Raw genomic sequence first — 14,130 nt, 5'->3', positions numbered from 1 at the left:
CCGCGGCGCAAGGCGGTACGGTGGGGCGTGAAGGATGCGGTTTCGCGGTCCGAGGAGGGAGCCACCGATGATTCTGCTCCGTCGCCTGCTGGGTGACGTGCTGCGTCGGCAGCGCCAGCGCCAGGGCCGTACTCTGCGCGAAGTCTCCTCGTCCGCCCGAGTTTCTCTCGGCTATCTCTCCGAGGTGGAGCGGGGGCAGAAGGAGGCGTCCTCCGAACTGCTCTCCGCGATCTGCGACGCGCTGGACGTACGGATGTCCGAGCTCATGCGGGAAGTGAGCGACGAGCTCGCACTCGCCGAGCTGGCACAGTCGGCTGCGGCCACCGAGCCGGTTCCCGCAGCGGTGCGTCGCCCGATGCTGAATTCCGTGTCTGTCGCCGGTGTCCCACCGGAACGGGTCACGATCAAGGCGCCCAGCGAGGCAGTGGACGTGGTCGCCGCCTGATCCTCACACGCGTGGGCGGGTGAGGCGGCGATATCTGCGAGAGCCCCGGTCGGGGCCACTCCGGGAGGACCGGAGGGGAGCGGCCGGGGCTCTGGTGCGTCCGGATCCGGAGCGGGCCCCGGCGTGCGGGTCCGCCGGGGGCGCGAGGGTGCTCCGTGCTTCCGGGGTCTGCGGTGATGGCGGCCCGGTGGGCGGCCGGCCCCGTTTGCCGGGGCCGGGTGGTGCGGTCATGGTGGAAGAGAGGGGCTCGGGACCGCACGAACGCTCACGGAGGATCACCGATGTACGTCGTGAAGAGCCCGCTGGCCGACCCTGACCTCAAGACGGTCTCCGAGGCGCTGCAGGGAGCCTTGGTCGATCTCCTGGACCTCTCCCTTGTGGCGAAGCAGGTGCACTGGAACGTGATCGGACCGCGCTTCCGCTCCATCCACCTGCAACTGGACGAGGTGGTCGACAGCGCGCGGCGTCACTCCGACACGGTGGCGGAGCGGGCTTCGGCCCTCGGTGTCCCGCCGGACGGACGTGCCGCGACGGTCGCCCAGGGCAGCGGCATCGGCTCGGTGCCGCAGGGCTGGGTCAAGGACACGGACGCCGTCGGCACGCTCGTGTCCGCGCTGGGCTCGGTGATCGGGCGCATGCGTGAGCGGGTGGGGTCGACCGCCGAGGCCGACCCCGTGAGCCAGGACCTCTTCATCGCCATCACCGCGGACCTCGAGAAGCACCACTGGATGTTCCAGGCAGAGAACGGGTGAGGGCCGGGCGCTCAGAGGCCCCGTTGCCGGATGAGGCAGGCGGCGGGTGAAGGCTGTGCGCGGCGTGCGCCGTGTGCGACGGATGCCGGGGGAATGCGCTGGGTCCGGTGCGCCTGTGTGCCGCTGGTGCGCCCTCCCAGGCCTGGACGGGCCCCGTCTAGGGTCTGGTTCCTCGGGTTGGAGGTGAGGCCATGGCGGGGCGCACAGCTCGCTGGGGGGCGAGGCTGGCGCTGGGTGCGCTGTGGTGGTGGGGGGTGCTCCGGCTCGTGCTGGCACCCGACGCGGGGGTGCTGGAGGGGGCGGTCGCGATCAGCGGATGGGGGCTGAGTCTGCTGCCGGTGCACTGTGTGCCGAAGTCCCGGGCCGAGGGGGCGGCCGGGTCGGACCAATGGGCCAGGGCCTGGCAGCGGTGGCGTACCGCGTGGGCGCGCGGGAGGGGCGCGCAACCCAGGTGAGGGGGGCGCGGGGGAGCGGACGGACCGGCAGGACCGCCCCCAGAGGTGTTCAGGGGACCTCTGGAAGCGGTCGGGGCTCGCCCCTTCCGCGCGTCATCCCCTCACCAGGGCATGGCCACTCCGCCGTTCGGGCGGAGGATCTGGCCCGTGGTGAAGGAGGCGGCGTCGCAGGCCAGGTGCAGGACCGCGTGGGCGACGTCCTCCGGCCGGCCGACCCGGCGGAGCGGCGACAGGTGGGCCATGAAGGCCTCCGTCTGCTCCTGTGTCCCGCCGTGCCGGTCGGTCATCGGCGTACGGGTCCATCCAGGGGCCACCGCGTTGACCCGGATCCCGTGCGGCCCGATCTCGGTCGCCAGAGTCTTCGTGAGCTGGACCACCGCCGCCTTCGCCGCGCCGTAGCAGAGCAGCCCGGGACCTCCGGTGTCGACGGCGCCCGACGCCATCGTGACGATGCTGCCGCGGGTGCCGTCGGCGATCATGCGCAGGGCCGCCTCCTGGCAGGCGTGCAGCACGCCTTTGAAGTTGACGGCCAGCACCCGGTCGAGGTCCTCGTCCCGGGTCTCCAGCACGGGGCTGCTGTGCATGATCCCGGCGATGGCCGCCATCACGTCGAGCCGCTCGCAGGCGGCGACCGCCTGCTTGAGCTGCGCCCGGTCGGTCACGTCGAGGAGGTGGGTGCGGGCCGTGCCGCCGAGGTCCTTGATCAGGGTCGCCGTCCCGTGCAGCCCCTGCGCGTCGCGGTCCGCGCAGTGCACGGTCGCGCCGGCCTGGGCGAACAGCACGGCCGAGGCCCGGCCGATGCCGCTGGCGGCGCCGGTGACGAATGCGGTGCGTCCGCTGAGGTCGTACGCCGTGACGGGCATGACAGCGACGGTACGAGCATTTCTGACGGTCCGTCAATTGCCGGTGCGGTGGCGGCTGCCACGGGGCTCGGCGCGCATCGGGCCCGGCTCAGGTGCCGGGCCCGACTGGCAGGCCGGGCACCAGTAGGTGGGACGCTCCCGGGAGCCGTCGCCCTGGTCGGCGACGCGGACGGAGGTGCCGCAGCGCAGACAGGGGCGGGGCGCGCGGCCGTAGACGAAGAGGTTCTGCTCGCGCCGCCCCGTGGTGTTGCGGGCCGGGCGGTCGCGGTTGGCTTCCAGGAGCCTCTTGGCGAGGGCGGGGACGCGAGAGGCGTGCTCGGCCGGGAGGGCGCCGACGGGAAGCCAGGGAGTCACCCGGAGCAGGAAGCAGAGCTCGCTCTTGTAGATGTTGCCGATGCCGGCGAGGTTGCGCTGGTCGAGCAGCGCCTCGCCGAGCGGGCGGGCGGGGTCGCCCAGCAGGTTCTCCAGCGCCCGGTCGGCATCCCAGTCGGGGCCCAGCAGGTCGGGGCCGAGATGGCCCACGGCGCGCTGCTCGTCGGCGGTACGGAGCAGCTCCAGGACGGGCAGACGGTAGCCGACGGCGGTGCGGTCGGCGGTGCCGAGGATCGCCCGGATCTGGTGGGCGGGCCCGCCGCTCCAGCGCTGGCCCGGCGCGTAGATCTTCCACGCGCCGTCCATCTTCAGATGTGAGTGCAGCGTCAGCCCGCCCTCGATGCGGGTGAGCAGGTGCTTGCCGCGCGGGGTGACGTCCAGGACCGTACGGCCGGTCAGATCGGCCGTGGCGTACTTGGGCACCCGGAGGTCGGAGCGGGTCAGCACCTTGCCCGCGAGCGCCGCGTGCAGACGCTTCGCGGCTTGGTGGACCGTGTCTCCTTCGGGCATGCGTCAAGGGTGACACGTCGCGGTCGCGGCCCGGCAGGGACGCGGTGAACCGGGCTCAGGCCCGGATCCGCAGCCCCCGCGGGGTGGCGATGAAGCCCGCACCTTCCAGGAGCACGCCGAACGGTGACGACAAGGCGGAGGCGCCGTTGACCCGTTCGACCGTCACCGTGCCCAGCGAACCGGCGCGTGCCGCTGCCCTGAGGGCCTCGGCGGCCGCCCGCAGTCGGGCGTCGTCCGTCGCCTTGGCCTCGGGATCGCCGGGCCATGCCAGCAGGGTCTTGCCGCCCCGCTCCATGTACAGCGCCAGCTCACCGTCGACCAGGACCACCAGTGAACCGGCCTTGCGCCCGGGCTTGTGCCCCGCGCCCTCCGGCGGCTCGGGCCAGGCGAGCGCAGCACCGTAGGCGTTCGCCGGGTCGGCGGCCGCCAGGACCACGCTCCGGGCCGGGCCGTGGGAACGGGTGCGGTGGGGCGACAGACCCGATCCGTACTGTCCGTACGGGGAAGGGGAGCCGGACCCCATGGCGGGAGAGCCCGAGCGCGGACCTCCGAACCCCGGCGCGGACAACGGATCCTGCCCTGCCGGGTCCGAGGCGAAGGGGTCGCCGAAGACGTCGTCGAACGGGTCCTGCGGGCCTTCGTGGTCGCCGGTGCCGAATGCCGCGCCCGAGCCGCCGAAGGGGTCGTCGCCCGCACCGGGAGATCCGGGGCCGAACGGGCGTGTGCGGTCTGCGGGGTGCCCGAAACCGTTCCCGTCGGCAGGCCCCGTGCCCGCGCCGGGCAGGGGCTCGCCCCGATCGCGCGCGTTCGACACCGCGCGCAGCCGGTCCACCGCGCCGTCCATCGCGAACTGCGCCGCACCGAGTCCCTCGACCACATAGCCGCGCCGTGCCTGACCGCTCTCCTCGAACGCGGACAGCACGCGGTACACGGCGGAGAAGCCTCCCTCGACACCCTCCGCGGCGACCGCGCCGCGGGTCACCACGCCGTGCCGGTCCAGCAGCGTCCGGGCCAGGGCGTGGGCGCGGACGGTGGCGTCGGACTCGCGGGAGGACAGCAGGGACCAGCGGCCCGCCACGGTCGGCGGTCCCGTACGGGACTGGGGGCGTGCGGCGGCCGTCAGCGAGCCGTACCGGCCGCGCGGCATCGCGCGCTTGGCGCGGTGGGCGGTGGACCCCGCGGTGCGGCCCGAGCCGAGCAGCGCGCGCATGGGCGCCAGGGTGTCGTTCGTCAGCCGCCCCGACCAGGCCAGGTCCCAGACGGCGTCGGCCAGTTGGGGATCCGTCACGTCCGGGTGCGTGGTGGCGCGGACCTGGTCGGCGATCTGACGGAAGAACAGACCGTAGCCGCCCGAAAGGGCGTCCAGCACCGACTGGTGGAGGGCGGTCAGCTCCAGGGGGTGCGGGGCGGGCAGCAGCAGCGGTGCCGCGTCCGCCAGGTAGAGGGAGATCCACCCGTCCTTGCCGGGCAGTGCGCCCGCGCCTGCCCACACCACCTCGCCGGCGGCCGTGAGTTCGTCCAGCATCCCGGGCGTGTAGTTGGAGACGCGGGACGGCAGAACGAGCTTCTCCAGAGCGGATGCGGGCACGGACGCGCCCTGCAACTGCTCGATCGCCCGCACCAGTCCGTCGACGCCCCGCAGTCCGTGCCCGCTGCCGACGTGCTGCCACTGCGGCAGGAACTGTGCCAGCGCCGCCGGAGGCACCGGCTCCAGCTCGTGCCGCAGCGCCGCCAGGGAGCGGCGCCGCAGTCGGCGCAGCACCGTCGCGTCGCACCACTCCTGGCCGATGCCCGCCGGATGGAACTCCCCCTGGACGATCCGGCCGGACGCCGTGAGCCGTTGCAGTGCGCCCTCGGTCACGGCCACCCCGAGACCGAACCGTGCGGCGGCGGTGGCCGATGTGAATGGGCCGTGGGTGCGCGCGTACCGCGCCAGGAGGTCGCCGAGCGGGTCCTTCACCGGCTCGGTGAACGCCTCGGGCACGCCCACCGGCAGCGCCGTGCCCAGCGCGTCGCGCAGCCGGCCCGCGTCCTCGATGGCGGCCCAGTGGTACGTGCCCGAGATACGGACCCTGATCGCGCGGCGCGCGGCGGCCAGCTCCTCCACCCACTGCGGCTCGGCCCCCCGCTCGCTCAGTTCGGCGTCGGTGAGCGGGCCCAGCAGCCGCAGCACGTCCGCAACCGACTCGACGTCCTTGACGCGCCGGTCCTCGGTCAGCCATTGCAGCTCGCGTTCCAGCTCGGTCAGCACCTCGGCGTCGAGCAGCTCACGCAGCTCCGCCTGGCCCAGCAGCTCGGCCAGCAGCCGGGAGTCCAGCGACAGCGCGGCCGCGCGCCGCTCGGCCAGCGGCGAGTCCCCCTCGTAGAGGAACTGCGCGACGTACCCGAACAGGAGCGAGCGGGCGAACGGGGACGGCTCCGGGGTGGTGACCTCCACGAGCCGCACCTTGCGGGACTCGATGTCGCCCATCAGCTCGACGAGGCCCGGGACGTCGAAGACGTCCTGAAGGCACTCGCGTACCGCCTCGAGGACGATCGGGAACGAACCGAACTCGCTCGCCACCTGCAGCAGTTGGGCCGCGCGCTGGCGCTGCTGCCACAGCGGGGTGCGCCGGCCCGGGTTGCGGCGCGGCAGCAGCAGCGCACGGGCGGCGCACTCGCGGAACCGGGACGCGAACAGTGCCGAGCCGCCGACCTGGTCGGTGACGATCTGGTCGACCTCGCCCTTGTCGAAGGCGACCTCCGCCGCACCGACGGGCGCCTGCTCGGCGTCGTACTCCGTGCCCGCCTTCACCGGCTCCTGGTCGAGCAGGTCGAGCCCCATCAGATCGGCGTCCGGCAGGCGCAGCACGATTCCGTCGTCGGCGTGCATGACCTGGGCGTCCATGCCGTACCGCTCGGACAGCCGGGCGCCCAGCGCGAGTGCCCAGGGGGCGTGGACCTGGGCGCCGAAGGGCGAGTGCACCACGACCCGCCAGTCGCCCAGCTCGTCCCGGAACCGTTCGACGACGATCGTGCGGTCGTCCGGGACATGACCGCAGGCCTCGCGCTGCTCACTCAGGTACGACAGCACGTTGTCCGCGGCCCAGGCGTCCAGGCCCGCGGCCAGCAGCCGCAGCCGGGCGTCCTCCTCGGACAGCGAGCCGACCTCGCGCAGGAACGCTCCCACCGCGCGGCCCAGCTCCAGCGGGCGGCCCAGCTGATCGCCCTTCCAGAAGGGCAGCCGGCCCGGGACACCGGGCGCGGGGGAGACCAGGACCCGGTCGCGCGTGATGTCCTCGATCCGCCAGGAGCTGGTCCCCAGCGTGAACACGTCGCCGACCCGGGACTCGTAGACCATCTCCTCGTCCAGCTCGCCGACCCGGCCGCCGCCCTTCTTCGGGTCGGCCCCGGCCAGGAAGACCCCGAAGAGCCCGCGGTCCGGGATCGTGCCCGCGGACGTGACGGCGAGGCGCTGGGCACCCGGACGGCCGCTGATCGTGCCCGCGACCCGGTCCCACACCACACGCGGCCGCAGCTCCGCGAAGGCGTCGGAGGGATAACGGCCCGCGAGCATGTCCAGCACCGCCGTGAACGCCGACTCGGGGAGCGAGGCGAAGGGGGCCGCCCGCCGGACCACCGCGAGCAGGTCGTCGAACTGCCAGGTGTCCAGTGAGGTCATGGCGACGAGCTGCTGGGCGAGCACGTCCAGCGGGTTCCCCGGGACCTTCAGCGACTCGATGGAGCCGGATCGCATCCGCTCCGTGACCACGGCGGCCTGGACGAGGTCGCCGCGGTACTTGGGGAAGACCACGCCGGTGGAGACGGCGCCGACCTGGTGTCCGGCGCGGCCCACGCGCTGGAGCCCGGAGGCCACGGAGGGCGGCGACTCGACCTGGACGACCAGGTCCACCGCGCCCATGTCGATGCCCAGCTCGAGGCTGGAGGTGGCGACCACGGCGGGCAGCCGTCCCGCCTTCAGGTCCTCCTCGACCAGGGCGCGCTGCTCCTTGGAGACCGAGCCGTGGTGGGCGCGGGCGAGCACCGGGGGCGCGCCCTGGGCCGCGCCCGAGCCGCCCATCAGCTGGGCGGGGGAGTGATGCTCCTCCAGCGGCTCGCCGGTCGCCCTCTCGTAGGCGATCTCGTTCAGCCGGTTGCACAGCCGCTCCGCGAGGCGGCGGGAGTTGGCGAACACGATCGTGGAGCGGTGGGCCTGGACCAGGTCGGCGATGCGTTCCTCGACATGCGGCCAGATGGACGGGCGCTCCTTGCCCTCGCCGCCGTCGCTGACCGGTGAGCCGCCCAGCTCGCCCAGGTCCTCGACGGGGACGACGACGGAGAGGTCGAACTCCTTGCCGGACTCGGGCTGGACGATCTCCACCTTGCGGCGCGGGGAGAGGAAGCGGGCCACCTCGTCCACCGGGCGCACGGTGGCGGACAGGCCGATGCGGCGCGCGGGCCTGGGCAGCAGCTCGTCGAGCCGCTCCAGGGAGAGCGCCAGATGCGCGCCCCGCTTGGTGCCCGCCACGGCGTGCACCTCGTCCAGGATCACCGTCTCCACGCCTGTGAGCGCGTCGCGGGTGGCCGACGTCAGCATCAGGAACAGGGACTCGGGGGTGGTGATCAGGATGTCGGGCGGACGCGTGGCCAGGGCGCGGCGCTCGGCGGCGGGGGTGTCACCGGAGCGGATGCCCACCTTGACCTCGGGCTCGGGCTGCCCGAGCCGCACCGACTCGTGGCGGATACCGGTGAGCGGACTGCGCAGATTCCGCTCCACGTCCACCGCGAGGGCCTTCAGCGGGGACACGTACAGCACCCGGCAGCGCTTCTTGGGGTCGGCGGGCGGCGGCGTGGACGCCAGCTGGTCGAGGGCGGCGAGGAACGCGGCCAGCGTCTTGCCGGAACCGGTCGGGGCGACCACGAGCACGTCCGAGCCCTCGGCGATGGCACGCCACGCCCCGGCCTGGGCGGCGGTGGGCGCGGAGAACGCCCCCGTGAACCAGCCGCGGGTCGCGGGGGAGAAGCCGTCGAGAGCTCGGTGTGCGGGACTGGGCATGCTGTCAATCCTGCACCCGTCCACTGACAATCCCGTCCGGCCTGTGCAACCTCGGGACGAGAGGGCGAGGGGTGTGGTCCGGGACGTGCCGCAGAATGGCTCCATGGCAGGTTCCGGGGAGCGGGCGCGGCACTGGCAGTACGAGGAGTTGCCCGGAGTCGACCTGCTGCGTGCCCGCTACATCCGCAAGACCTTCGTACGGCACACGCACGAGAACTTCGTGATCGCGGCCATCGCCGACGGAGTCGAGATCTTCCACCACGGAGGCGCGGACCAGTACGCGGGCCCCGGCGCCCTGGCCCTGGTCAACCCGGACACCCCGCACACGGGCCGGGCCGGCGCACCCGAGGGCTGGCGGTACGGGGCCGTCTACCCGTCGCCGGATCTGGTGGCCGAGATCGCCGCCGAGACCACGGCCATCCGCGGCACCCCCGGCTTCGCGAGCCCGGTGCTCGAGGACCCGTACACCGTCGGCCTGGTCCACGAGGTGCTCCGGGCCGCCGACGAGGGCAACGCACTCGCCGCCGACACCGTGCTGCGGGTCGCCGTGACCCGGCTGCTGCGGCTCAACGGTGGTCCGTTGCCGCAGCGCGCCGTGCGCACCGCGGGCGCCCGCGCCGCCGCACGCGCGCGTGCCGTGCTCGAGGAGCGGATGGCCGAGCCGCCGACCCTGGAACAGCTCGCGGCCGACCTCGGCACCAGCCCTTTCGCGCTGCTGCGCGCCTTCCGTGACACGTTCGGCATGCCGCCGCACACCTGGCTGACCGACGCCCGGGTCCGCCGGGCCCGGCGCCTCCTGGACGCCGGCGTGGCACCCGCCGAGGCCGCCGTCACCGTGGGATTCACCGATCAGCCGCACCTCAACCGCCACTTCACCCGGATCGTCGGCGTCCCGCCCGGGGCCTACCAGCGCGAGCGAACGGGCGAGGGCCCGCGTCCCCCGGGGCGCAAGAACGTACAAGACGTCCGGGACGGCCTGCCCGTAGCGTCCCCGCCGTGGCAGAACAGACCGCACTCGCGGACATACACGGGGAGGACGGCGGAAAACCGGACGCCGCCGTCGTCAGGGACGCCCTCGGCGTCGGGGTCGCCGTAGGGCTGTCCGGCTTCGCCTTCGGAGTGACCTCGGCCGGCAGCGGGCTGACGCTGCTGCAGACGTGCGCGCTCAGTCTCCTGGTGTTCACCGGTGCCTCGCAGTTCGCCCTCGTGGGCGCCCTCGCCGCCGGGGGCAACCCGTTCACGGCGGCCGCGGGCGCCTTCTTCCTGGGTGTGCGCAACGCGTTCTACGGGCTGCGGCTGTCGCAGTTGCTCGCTCTCCCGCGCGCGGTGCGGCCGCTGGCCGCCCAGTGGGTGATCGACGAGACCACCGCGGTGGCGCTCGCCCAGCCGACGCGCCGGAGCATCCGCATCGGCTTCACCGTCACCGGGCTCACCCTCTACGTCCTGTGGAACCTGACCACGCTTCTCGGGGCCGTGGGCGCGCGGGCCATCGGGGACACGGACGCGTGGGGTCTGGACGCCGCCGGGCCCGCGGTCTTCCTGGCGCTGCTCGCGCCGATGCTGAGCACCGCCACGGAGCGCGCCGTGGCGGGTGCCGCCGTGGTGCTGGGACTCGGACTGCTGCCGGTGCTGCCCGCCGGCGTACCCGTCCTGGTGGCGGCGCTGGCGGCCCCGGCCGTCCTCTGGGCGCAGGGGCGGCGTCGCGGCCCGGGCGGGCCCGGGGCGGCGACCGCCGACGGCGTACCGCACTCGCAGGGGGGAGACCGTTGAACGTCTGGATCGCGATCGGTGTGACCGCGGTGGGCTGCTATGCGGTCAAGCTCATCGGTCTTCTTGTGCCCGCGGGATTCCTGGAGCGGCCGCTGGGGCGGCGACTCGCGGCCCTGCTCCCCGTGGCCCTGCTGGCCGCCCTCACGGCGCAGCAGACCTTCGCCGACGGCCGTGACCTCGTCCTGGACGCACGGGCGGCGGGGCTGGCCGCGGCCGCCCTCGCGTTGCTCCTGCGCGCCCCCTTCCTGCTCGTCGTCGCGGCGGCCGTCATCGTGACGGCGGGGGTGCGGGCGATCGCGGGCTGAGCGGCCGGCACGCGCGCCATAGCGGCGTTCGCGCGCCCAGGCGGCAGGCGTACGGGGGACAGCGCTCGCGCACATGGGCGGCACGCACATACCGGCGGCGCGCTTACCGGGGCGCGTGGGTCCAGGGGGCGGCGCGCCGCCGGACCCGCAAGCCGTCAGCCGATGAAGCGTCCGTGGGCCCGCAGCGTCCGCAACGCCTCGATCGTCACGACAGGACGCCACTCCAGTGCGCTGCCCGGTGCCCACTGCCGCCAGCGGACCGGCCAGCCGCCGTCCTCCTGCTGGTCGGCCGAGAGGAAGTCCAGGGCGCGTGTCATCTCCTCGTCGGTGAACCACGCGCGCGCGAGGGAGTCGGGCGTGCGCGCGAAGTCGTAGGGGAAGTGGTACTCGCCCGGCGCGTATCCGGGCGCGACCGGGTGGGCCTCCGGACGCTCCGGATCGAGCACCGCGAGCAGCTGTTCGCGCACCAGTCGGCCCAGCCGGTCGGCGGCCGCCTCCGCGCGCGAGCGGTCGGGCGCCGAGTCCAGGAACGTCACCGCCGCCTGGACCTCGTACGGATGCGACTTCTCCAGGGACTCGATCGCGTCCCAGCAGAAGTCGGTCGCCCGGAACAGCCACGCGTGCCACACCTCGTTGCGGTGCAGCAGGCCCACCACGGGACCGGTGGCGAGGAGGTCGCTCGGCGGCGTGTCGACGATGGGCACGAAGGGGGCGGCCGGATAGCCGCGCTGGCCGGGATGGACCGCGGGCAGGGCGCCGTCCGTCGTGGAGACGGCGGTCAGGTACCGGCACACGCGCTCCACCCGCTGCCCGCCGCAGCGCCCGATGGAGTCCAGCACACGCAGCGCGTGCGCGGTGTGCAGGGGCTGGCTGACGGGGCCGCGCAGATCGGGTTCGAGGGCGTGACCGTACCCCTCGTCCTCATTGCGGTACGCGGTCAGGGCGGTCTCCACCGGGTCGGCGGCGCCGCCGAGGAAGTGGTAGGCGAAGCGGCGCTGCTCCAGTACGCGCGCGGTGAGCCAGACGAAGTGCTCGGCGCGGGCCAGCTGGGTGCGCGCCGGGGGCGTCGGGGGGAGTGGGGATACTCCGGTTTCGGCCATGGCTCAGACCGTAGGGCGGAAAGCGGTCTCGGCAAGGGGTCACGACCCGGGCCCACTCTCAGGGGCGGGATACTCGAGTCATGCGGTTGACGGTCTTCTGGCGACGGATGGCGGATCACTTCGGTGAGGCGTACGCCGACACCTTCGCACGCGATCATGTGATGTCGGAGCTCGGCGGGCGCACCGTGCACGAGGCGCTGGACGCCGGCTGGGAGGCCAAGGACGTGTGGCGAGCCGTGTGCACGGCCATGAACGTCCCGCACGAGAAGCGCTGAAGGGACACGAAGATCCGCCGCAAGTCCCCGTTTGCCGGCGCGGTGGGCGAGACTGGCTCCGTGGCCCCGACAGACGAGACCGCCCAGGTACCCCATCAGGAATCGCCGCTCGGCACGACACCGCCCGCCCGGCCCCCGGCCGGCGACGCCGCCGTGCCGGGCGCACGTATGCCCCGCTGGCTGCCGCGCGCCATGGTGCTGGCCCTCGCCCTGGTCGCCGTGTTCCAGCTCGGCAGCTGGGCGTTCCACCAGCTCACCGGCCTGTTGATCAACATACTCATCGCGTTCTTCCTGGCACTCGCCATAGAGCCCGCGGTGAGCTGGATGGCCTCCCGCCGAATGCGCCGGGGACTGGCCACCTTCCTGGTGTTCCTGGGCCTGGCGATCGCGGTGGCCGGATTCGTCACGCTGCTCGGCTCGATGCTCGCCGGCCAGATCGTCAAGATGGTCGAGGGCTTTCCGGGTTACCTCGACTCCGTCATCAACTGGATCAACTCGACGTTCCACTCCCACCTCAGACGCGTGGACGTGCAGGACAGCCTGGTCCACTCCGACTGGCTCAAGAAGTACGTCCAGAACAGCGCCACCGGCGTCCTGGACGTCTCGGCACAGGTCCTGGGCGGCCTCTTCCAGCTGCTGACGGTCACGCTGTTCTCGTTCTACTTCGCGGCCGACGGGCCCAGGCTGCGGCGCGCACTGTGCTCGGTGCTGCCGCCCGCCCGGCAGGCCGAGGTGCTGCGCGCTTGGGAGATCGCCGTCGACAAGACGGGCGGCTACCTCTACTCGCGCGGTCTGATGGCGCTGATCTCGGGCGTCGCGCACTACATCCTGCTGGAGGCGCTGGGCATCCCGTACGCGCCCGTGCTCGCCGTCTGGGTCGGTCTGGTCTCGCAGTTCATCCCCACCATCGGCACCTACCTCGCGGGCGCCCTGCCGATGCTGATCGCCTTCACCGTGGACCCCTGGTACGCACTGTGGGTGCTGATCTTCGTCGTGGTCTACCAGCAGTTCGAGAACTACATGCTCCAGCCCAAGCTGACCGCGCGGTCCGTGGACATCCACCCGGCGGTCGCCTTCGGGTCCGTCATCGCCGGCACCGCGCTCCTCGGTGCCGTCGGAGCCCTGATCTCCATCCCGGCGGTCGCCACGCTCCAGGCCTTCCTCGGGGCGTATGTGAAGCGGTACGACGTCACGGACGATCCCCGTGTCCAGGGGCACCGGACGCGGGGATCGGGATCGGGACCGGGCAGCCTCTCCGCGCGAGTGCGGCGGCTGCTGGGCGGCCAGGCGCCCTCCTGAGGCTCCTGCGCGGCGGGGACTCACCGGGCGAGCGTCACCCGGCCCCGGGGGCTCACCAGGTGAGTGCCGCCCAGACCACCGCGCCGAGCACGGCGGCCGCGTAGCCGCCGACCGCCGCGCGCACGATGCGCTGTTTCGAGGCGTCGCGCCACGCCGTGCGGGACAGCGACCAGGCCAGGGCGGGGAGCACCAGCACGGCGTGCAGGCTCACCGCGTGCAGCGGCTTGAGCGGCGCGGTGGAGTGATATGCCGCCTGCTGGTGCCCGGTGCGGGAGAGCACGACGCCGCGGGCGATCATCACGGCTCCCGAGAGCAGCGCGACGATCATGATCGCGAACCCGGAGCGTACCGCGAGCGCCATGCCCACGGGGCCGTCCGGCCGGTGCCGGAAGGCGGCGGCCGCGAACGCCGACAGCACCACGACCAGGACGCCACCGCCGACCGCGAGGGTCATCGCGACCACCGTGTCGAAGGGTGTCTCGGTGTTGAGGTGCGACGGCACGTGGCGCCATGCCTGGAGGGTGATCCCGGCGACCTCCACGACGCAGTCGGCGGCGAACACGACGAGCAGGACGGTGCGGAGCCGCGCTGCGACGGTCAGATACGACGTCACCCAGGTGACCGCGGCGAGTGTCAGACCGAAGGAGAGCCCGAAGGTGATGGGCTTGCGCCAGGAGACGGGGCCGTTCCACGGGCCGCCGTCGACGGCGAACACCAGCAGGTGGGTCAGGCCGGACAGGACGAGGACTGCGCCCGTCGTATAGCAAATACGTTCGGGCGTGCGGAGGGGGCGCCCCGGGGTGCGGGACCGGCTGCCGGCGGTGGCGGTGCCGGTCTGCCGGGCCGCACCGACGGCGGCGGGAGCGGGGATTCCTTGGCGGTCCATGGGAATCAGCCTGGAGGCGGGGGGTGACGGGGTCGTCGTACGGCCGGAGTCACCTCTCGTACG

Annotated in this window: 12 protein-coding genes and 1 pseudogene; 8 read left to right on the top strand and 5 right to left on the bottom strand. The window is 73.4% G+C overall.

What is annotated here, in order from left to right:
• Positions 1-67 precede the first annotated feature (67 nt).
• From ABZ904_RS04015 to ABZ904_RS04005, 3 genes are all read left to right on the top strand, one after another.
• Positions 68-445 carry a helix-turn-helix transcriptional regulator gene (locus ABZ904_RS04015; RefSeq protein ID WP_359397980.1) on the top strand — a complete coding sequence of 126 codons (378 nt, stop codon included), beginning with the start codon at positions 68-70 and terminating at the stop codon, positions 443-445.
• Positions 446-726: 281 nt separating this feature from the next.
• The gene (locus ABZ904_RS04010; RefSeq protein WP_359397978.1) at positions 727-1,197 is read left to right on the top strand and encodes a DNA starvation/stationary phase protection protein; all 471 of its coding nucleotides are present in this window, start codon (positions 727-729) and stop codon (positions 1,195-1,197) included.
• 191 nt (positions 1,198-1,388) lie between these two features.
• Positions 1,389-1,652 carry a hypothetical protein gene (locus ABZ904_RS04005; RefSeq protein WP_359397976.1) on the top strand — a complete coding sequence of 88 codons (264 nt, stop codon included), beginning with the start codon at positions 1,389-1,391 and terminating at the stop codon, positions 1,650-1,652.
• A 101-nt stretch (positions 1,653-1,753) separates the two neighbouring features.
• Here ABZ904_RS04005 and ABZ904_RS04000 read toward each other — a convergent pair whose 3' ends face one another.
• Genes ABZ904_RS04000 through ABZ904_RS03990 form a run of 3 tightly spaced genes read right to left on the bottom strand, consistent with a single transcriptional unit; the run spans position 1,754 to position 8,432 of the window.
• Entirely contained in the window at positions 1,754-2,515 is a 762-nt protein-coding gene (locus tag ABZ904_RS04000) for an SDR family NAD(P)-dependent oxidoreductase (protein ID WP_359397974.1), read from the bottom strand.
• Positions 2,516-2,548: 33 nt separating this feature from the next.
• Positions 2,549-3,397: a DNA-formamidopyrimidine glycosylase family protein gene (locus ABZ904_RS03995; protein WP_359397972.1), complete on the bottom strand. Its 849-nt coding sequence runs from the start codon at positions 3,395-3,397 to the stop codon at positions 2,549-2,551.
• A 55-nt stretch (positions 3,398-3,452) separates the two neighbouring features.
• The gene (locus ABZ904_RS03990; protein WP_361820972.1) at positions 3,453-8,432 is read right to left on the bottom strand and encodes an ATP-dependent helicase; all 4,980 of its coding nucleotides are present in this window, start codon (positions 8,430-8,432) and stop codon (positions 3,453-3,455) included.
• A 103-nt stretch (positions 8,433-8,535) separates the two neighbouring features.
• On the opposite strand from ABZ904_RS03990, the gene ABZ904_RS03985 reads away from it, so the two are divergent.
• The 3 genes from ABZ904_RS03985 to ABZ904_RS03975 are packed head-to-tail and all read left to right on the top strand — an operon-like array spanning position 8,536 to position 10,507.
• Positions 8,536-9,528 carry an AraC family transcriptional regulator gene (locus ABZ904_RS03985; RefSeq protein WP_360989504.1) on the top strand — a complete coding sequence of 331 codons (993 nt, stop codon included), beginning with the start codon at positions 8,536-8,538 and terminating at the stop codon, positions 9,526-9,528.
• The gene (locus ABZ904_RS03980) at positions 9,429-10,202 is read left to right on the top strand and encodes an AzlC family ABC transporter permease (RefSeq protein ID WP_359397968.1); all 774 of its coding nucleotides are present in this window, start codon (positions 9,429-9,431) and stop codon (positions 10,200-10,202) included. The genes ABZ904_RS03985 and ABZ904_RS03980 overlap by 100 nt, the downstream gene beginning before the upstream one ends.
• Positions 10,199-10,507 (top strand): AzlD domain-containing protein, encoded by a 309-nt coding sequence (locus tag ABZ904_RS03975; protein ID WP_361820969.1) that lies wholly within the window; start codon positions 10,199-10,201, stop codon positions 10,505-10,507. Before ABZ904_RS03980 ends, ABZ904_RS03975 begins: the two co-directional genes overlap by 4 nt.
• A 155-nt stretch (positions 10,508-10,662) precedes the next feature.
• On the opposite strand, the gene ABZ904_RS03970 is transcribed toward ABZ904_RS03975, so the two are convergent.
• Positions 10,663-11,607, bottom strand: a complete 945-nt coding sequence (locus ABZ904_RS03970) for a hypothetical protein (RefSeq protein WP_359397964.1) — start codon at positions 11,605-11,607, stop codon at positions 10,663-10,665.
• Between the two features lie 80 nt (positions 11,608-11,687).
• Here ABZ904_RS03970 and ABZ904_RS03965 point away from each other — a divergent pair, with 80 nt between their 5' ends.
• Positions 11,688-11,882 carry a DUF3046 domain-containing protein gene (locus tag ABZ904_RS03965; RefSeq protein WP_359397962.1) on the top strand — a complete coding sequence of 65 codons (195 nt, stop codon included), beginning with the start codon at positions 11,688-11,690 and terminating at the stop codon, positions 11,880-11,882.
• Positions 11,883-11,942: 60 nt separating this feature from the next.
• A pseudogene (locus ABZ904_RS03960) lies at positions 11,943-13,173 on the top strand (AI-2E family transporter); the annotation flags it as partial.
• A 60-nt stretch (positions 13,174-13,233) separates the two neighbouring features.
• On the opposite strand, the gene ABZ904_RS03955 reads toward ABZ904_RS03960, so the two are convergent.
• Complete coding sequence (locus ABZ904_RS03955) at positions 13,234-14,067, bottom strand: hypothetical protein (protein WP_359397999.1); 834 nt, start codon at positions 14,065-14,067, stop codon at positions 13,234-13,236.
• Between the last annotated feature and the right edge of the window lie 63 nt (positions 14,068-14,130).

It is taken from the genome of Streptomyces sp. NPDC046900 (genome assembly GCF_040644975.1).
Taxonomy (GTDB): domain Bacteria; phylum Actinomycetota; class Actinomycetes; order Streptomycetales; family Streptomycetaceae; genus Streptomyces.
This window is presented reverse-complemented; position numbering and strand designations above follow the sequence as displayed.

Bases quoted from the DNA above. Each gene is read 5' to 3' on its own strand.
- ABZ904_RS03995 (WP_359397972.1), bottom strand. From the start codon at position 3,397: ATGCCCGAAGGAGACACGGTCCACCAAGCCGCGAAGCGTCTGCACGCG.
- ABZ904_RS04000 (WP_359397974.1), bottom strand. From the start codon at position 2,515: ATGCCCGTCACGGCGTACGACCTCAGCGGACGCACCGCATTCGTCACC.
- ABZ904_RS03955 (WP_359397999.1), bottom strand. From the start codon at position 14,067: ATGGACCGCCAAGGAATCCCCGCTCCCGCCGCCGTCGGTGCGGCCCGG.
- ABZ904_RS03990 (WP_361820972.1), bottom strand. From the start codon at position 8,432: ATGCCCAGTCCCGCACACCGAGCTCTCGACGGCTTCTCCCCCGCGACC.
- ABZ904_RS04015 (WP_359397980.1), top strand. From the start codon at position 68: ATGATTCTGCTCCGTCGCCTGCTGGGTGACGTGCTGCGTCGGCAGCGC.
- ABZ904_RS03970 (WP_359397964.1), bottom strand. From the start codon at position 11,607: ATGGCCGAAACCGGAGTATCCCCACTCCCCCCGACGCCCCCGGCGCGC.
- ABZ904_RS03965 (WP_359397962.1), top strand. From the start codon at position 11,688: ATGCGGTTGACGGTCTTCTGGCGACGGATGGCGGATCACTTCGGTGAG.
- ABZ904_RS04010 (WP_359397978.1), top strand. From the start codon at position 727: ATGTACGTCGTGAAGAGCCCGCTGGCCGACCCTGACCTCAAGACGGTC.
- ABZ904_RS03985 (WP_360989504.1), top strand. From the start codon at position 8,536: ATGGCAGGTTCCGGGGAGCGGGCGCGGCACTGGCAGTACGAGGAGTTG.
- ABZ904_RS04005 (WP_359397976.1), top strand. From the start codon at position 1,389: ATGGCGGGGCGCACAGCTCGCTGGGGGGCGAGGCTGGCGCTGGGTGCG.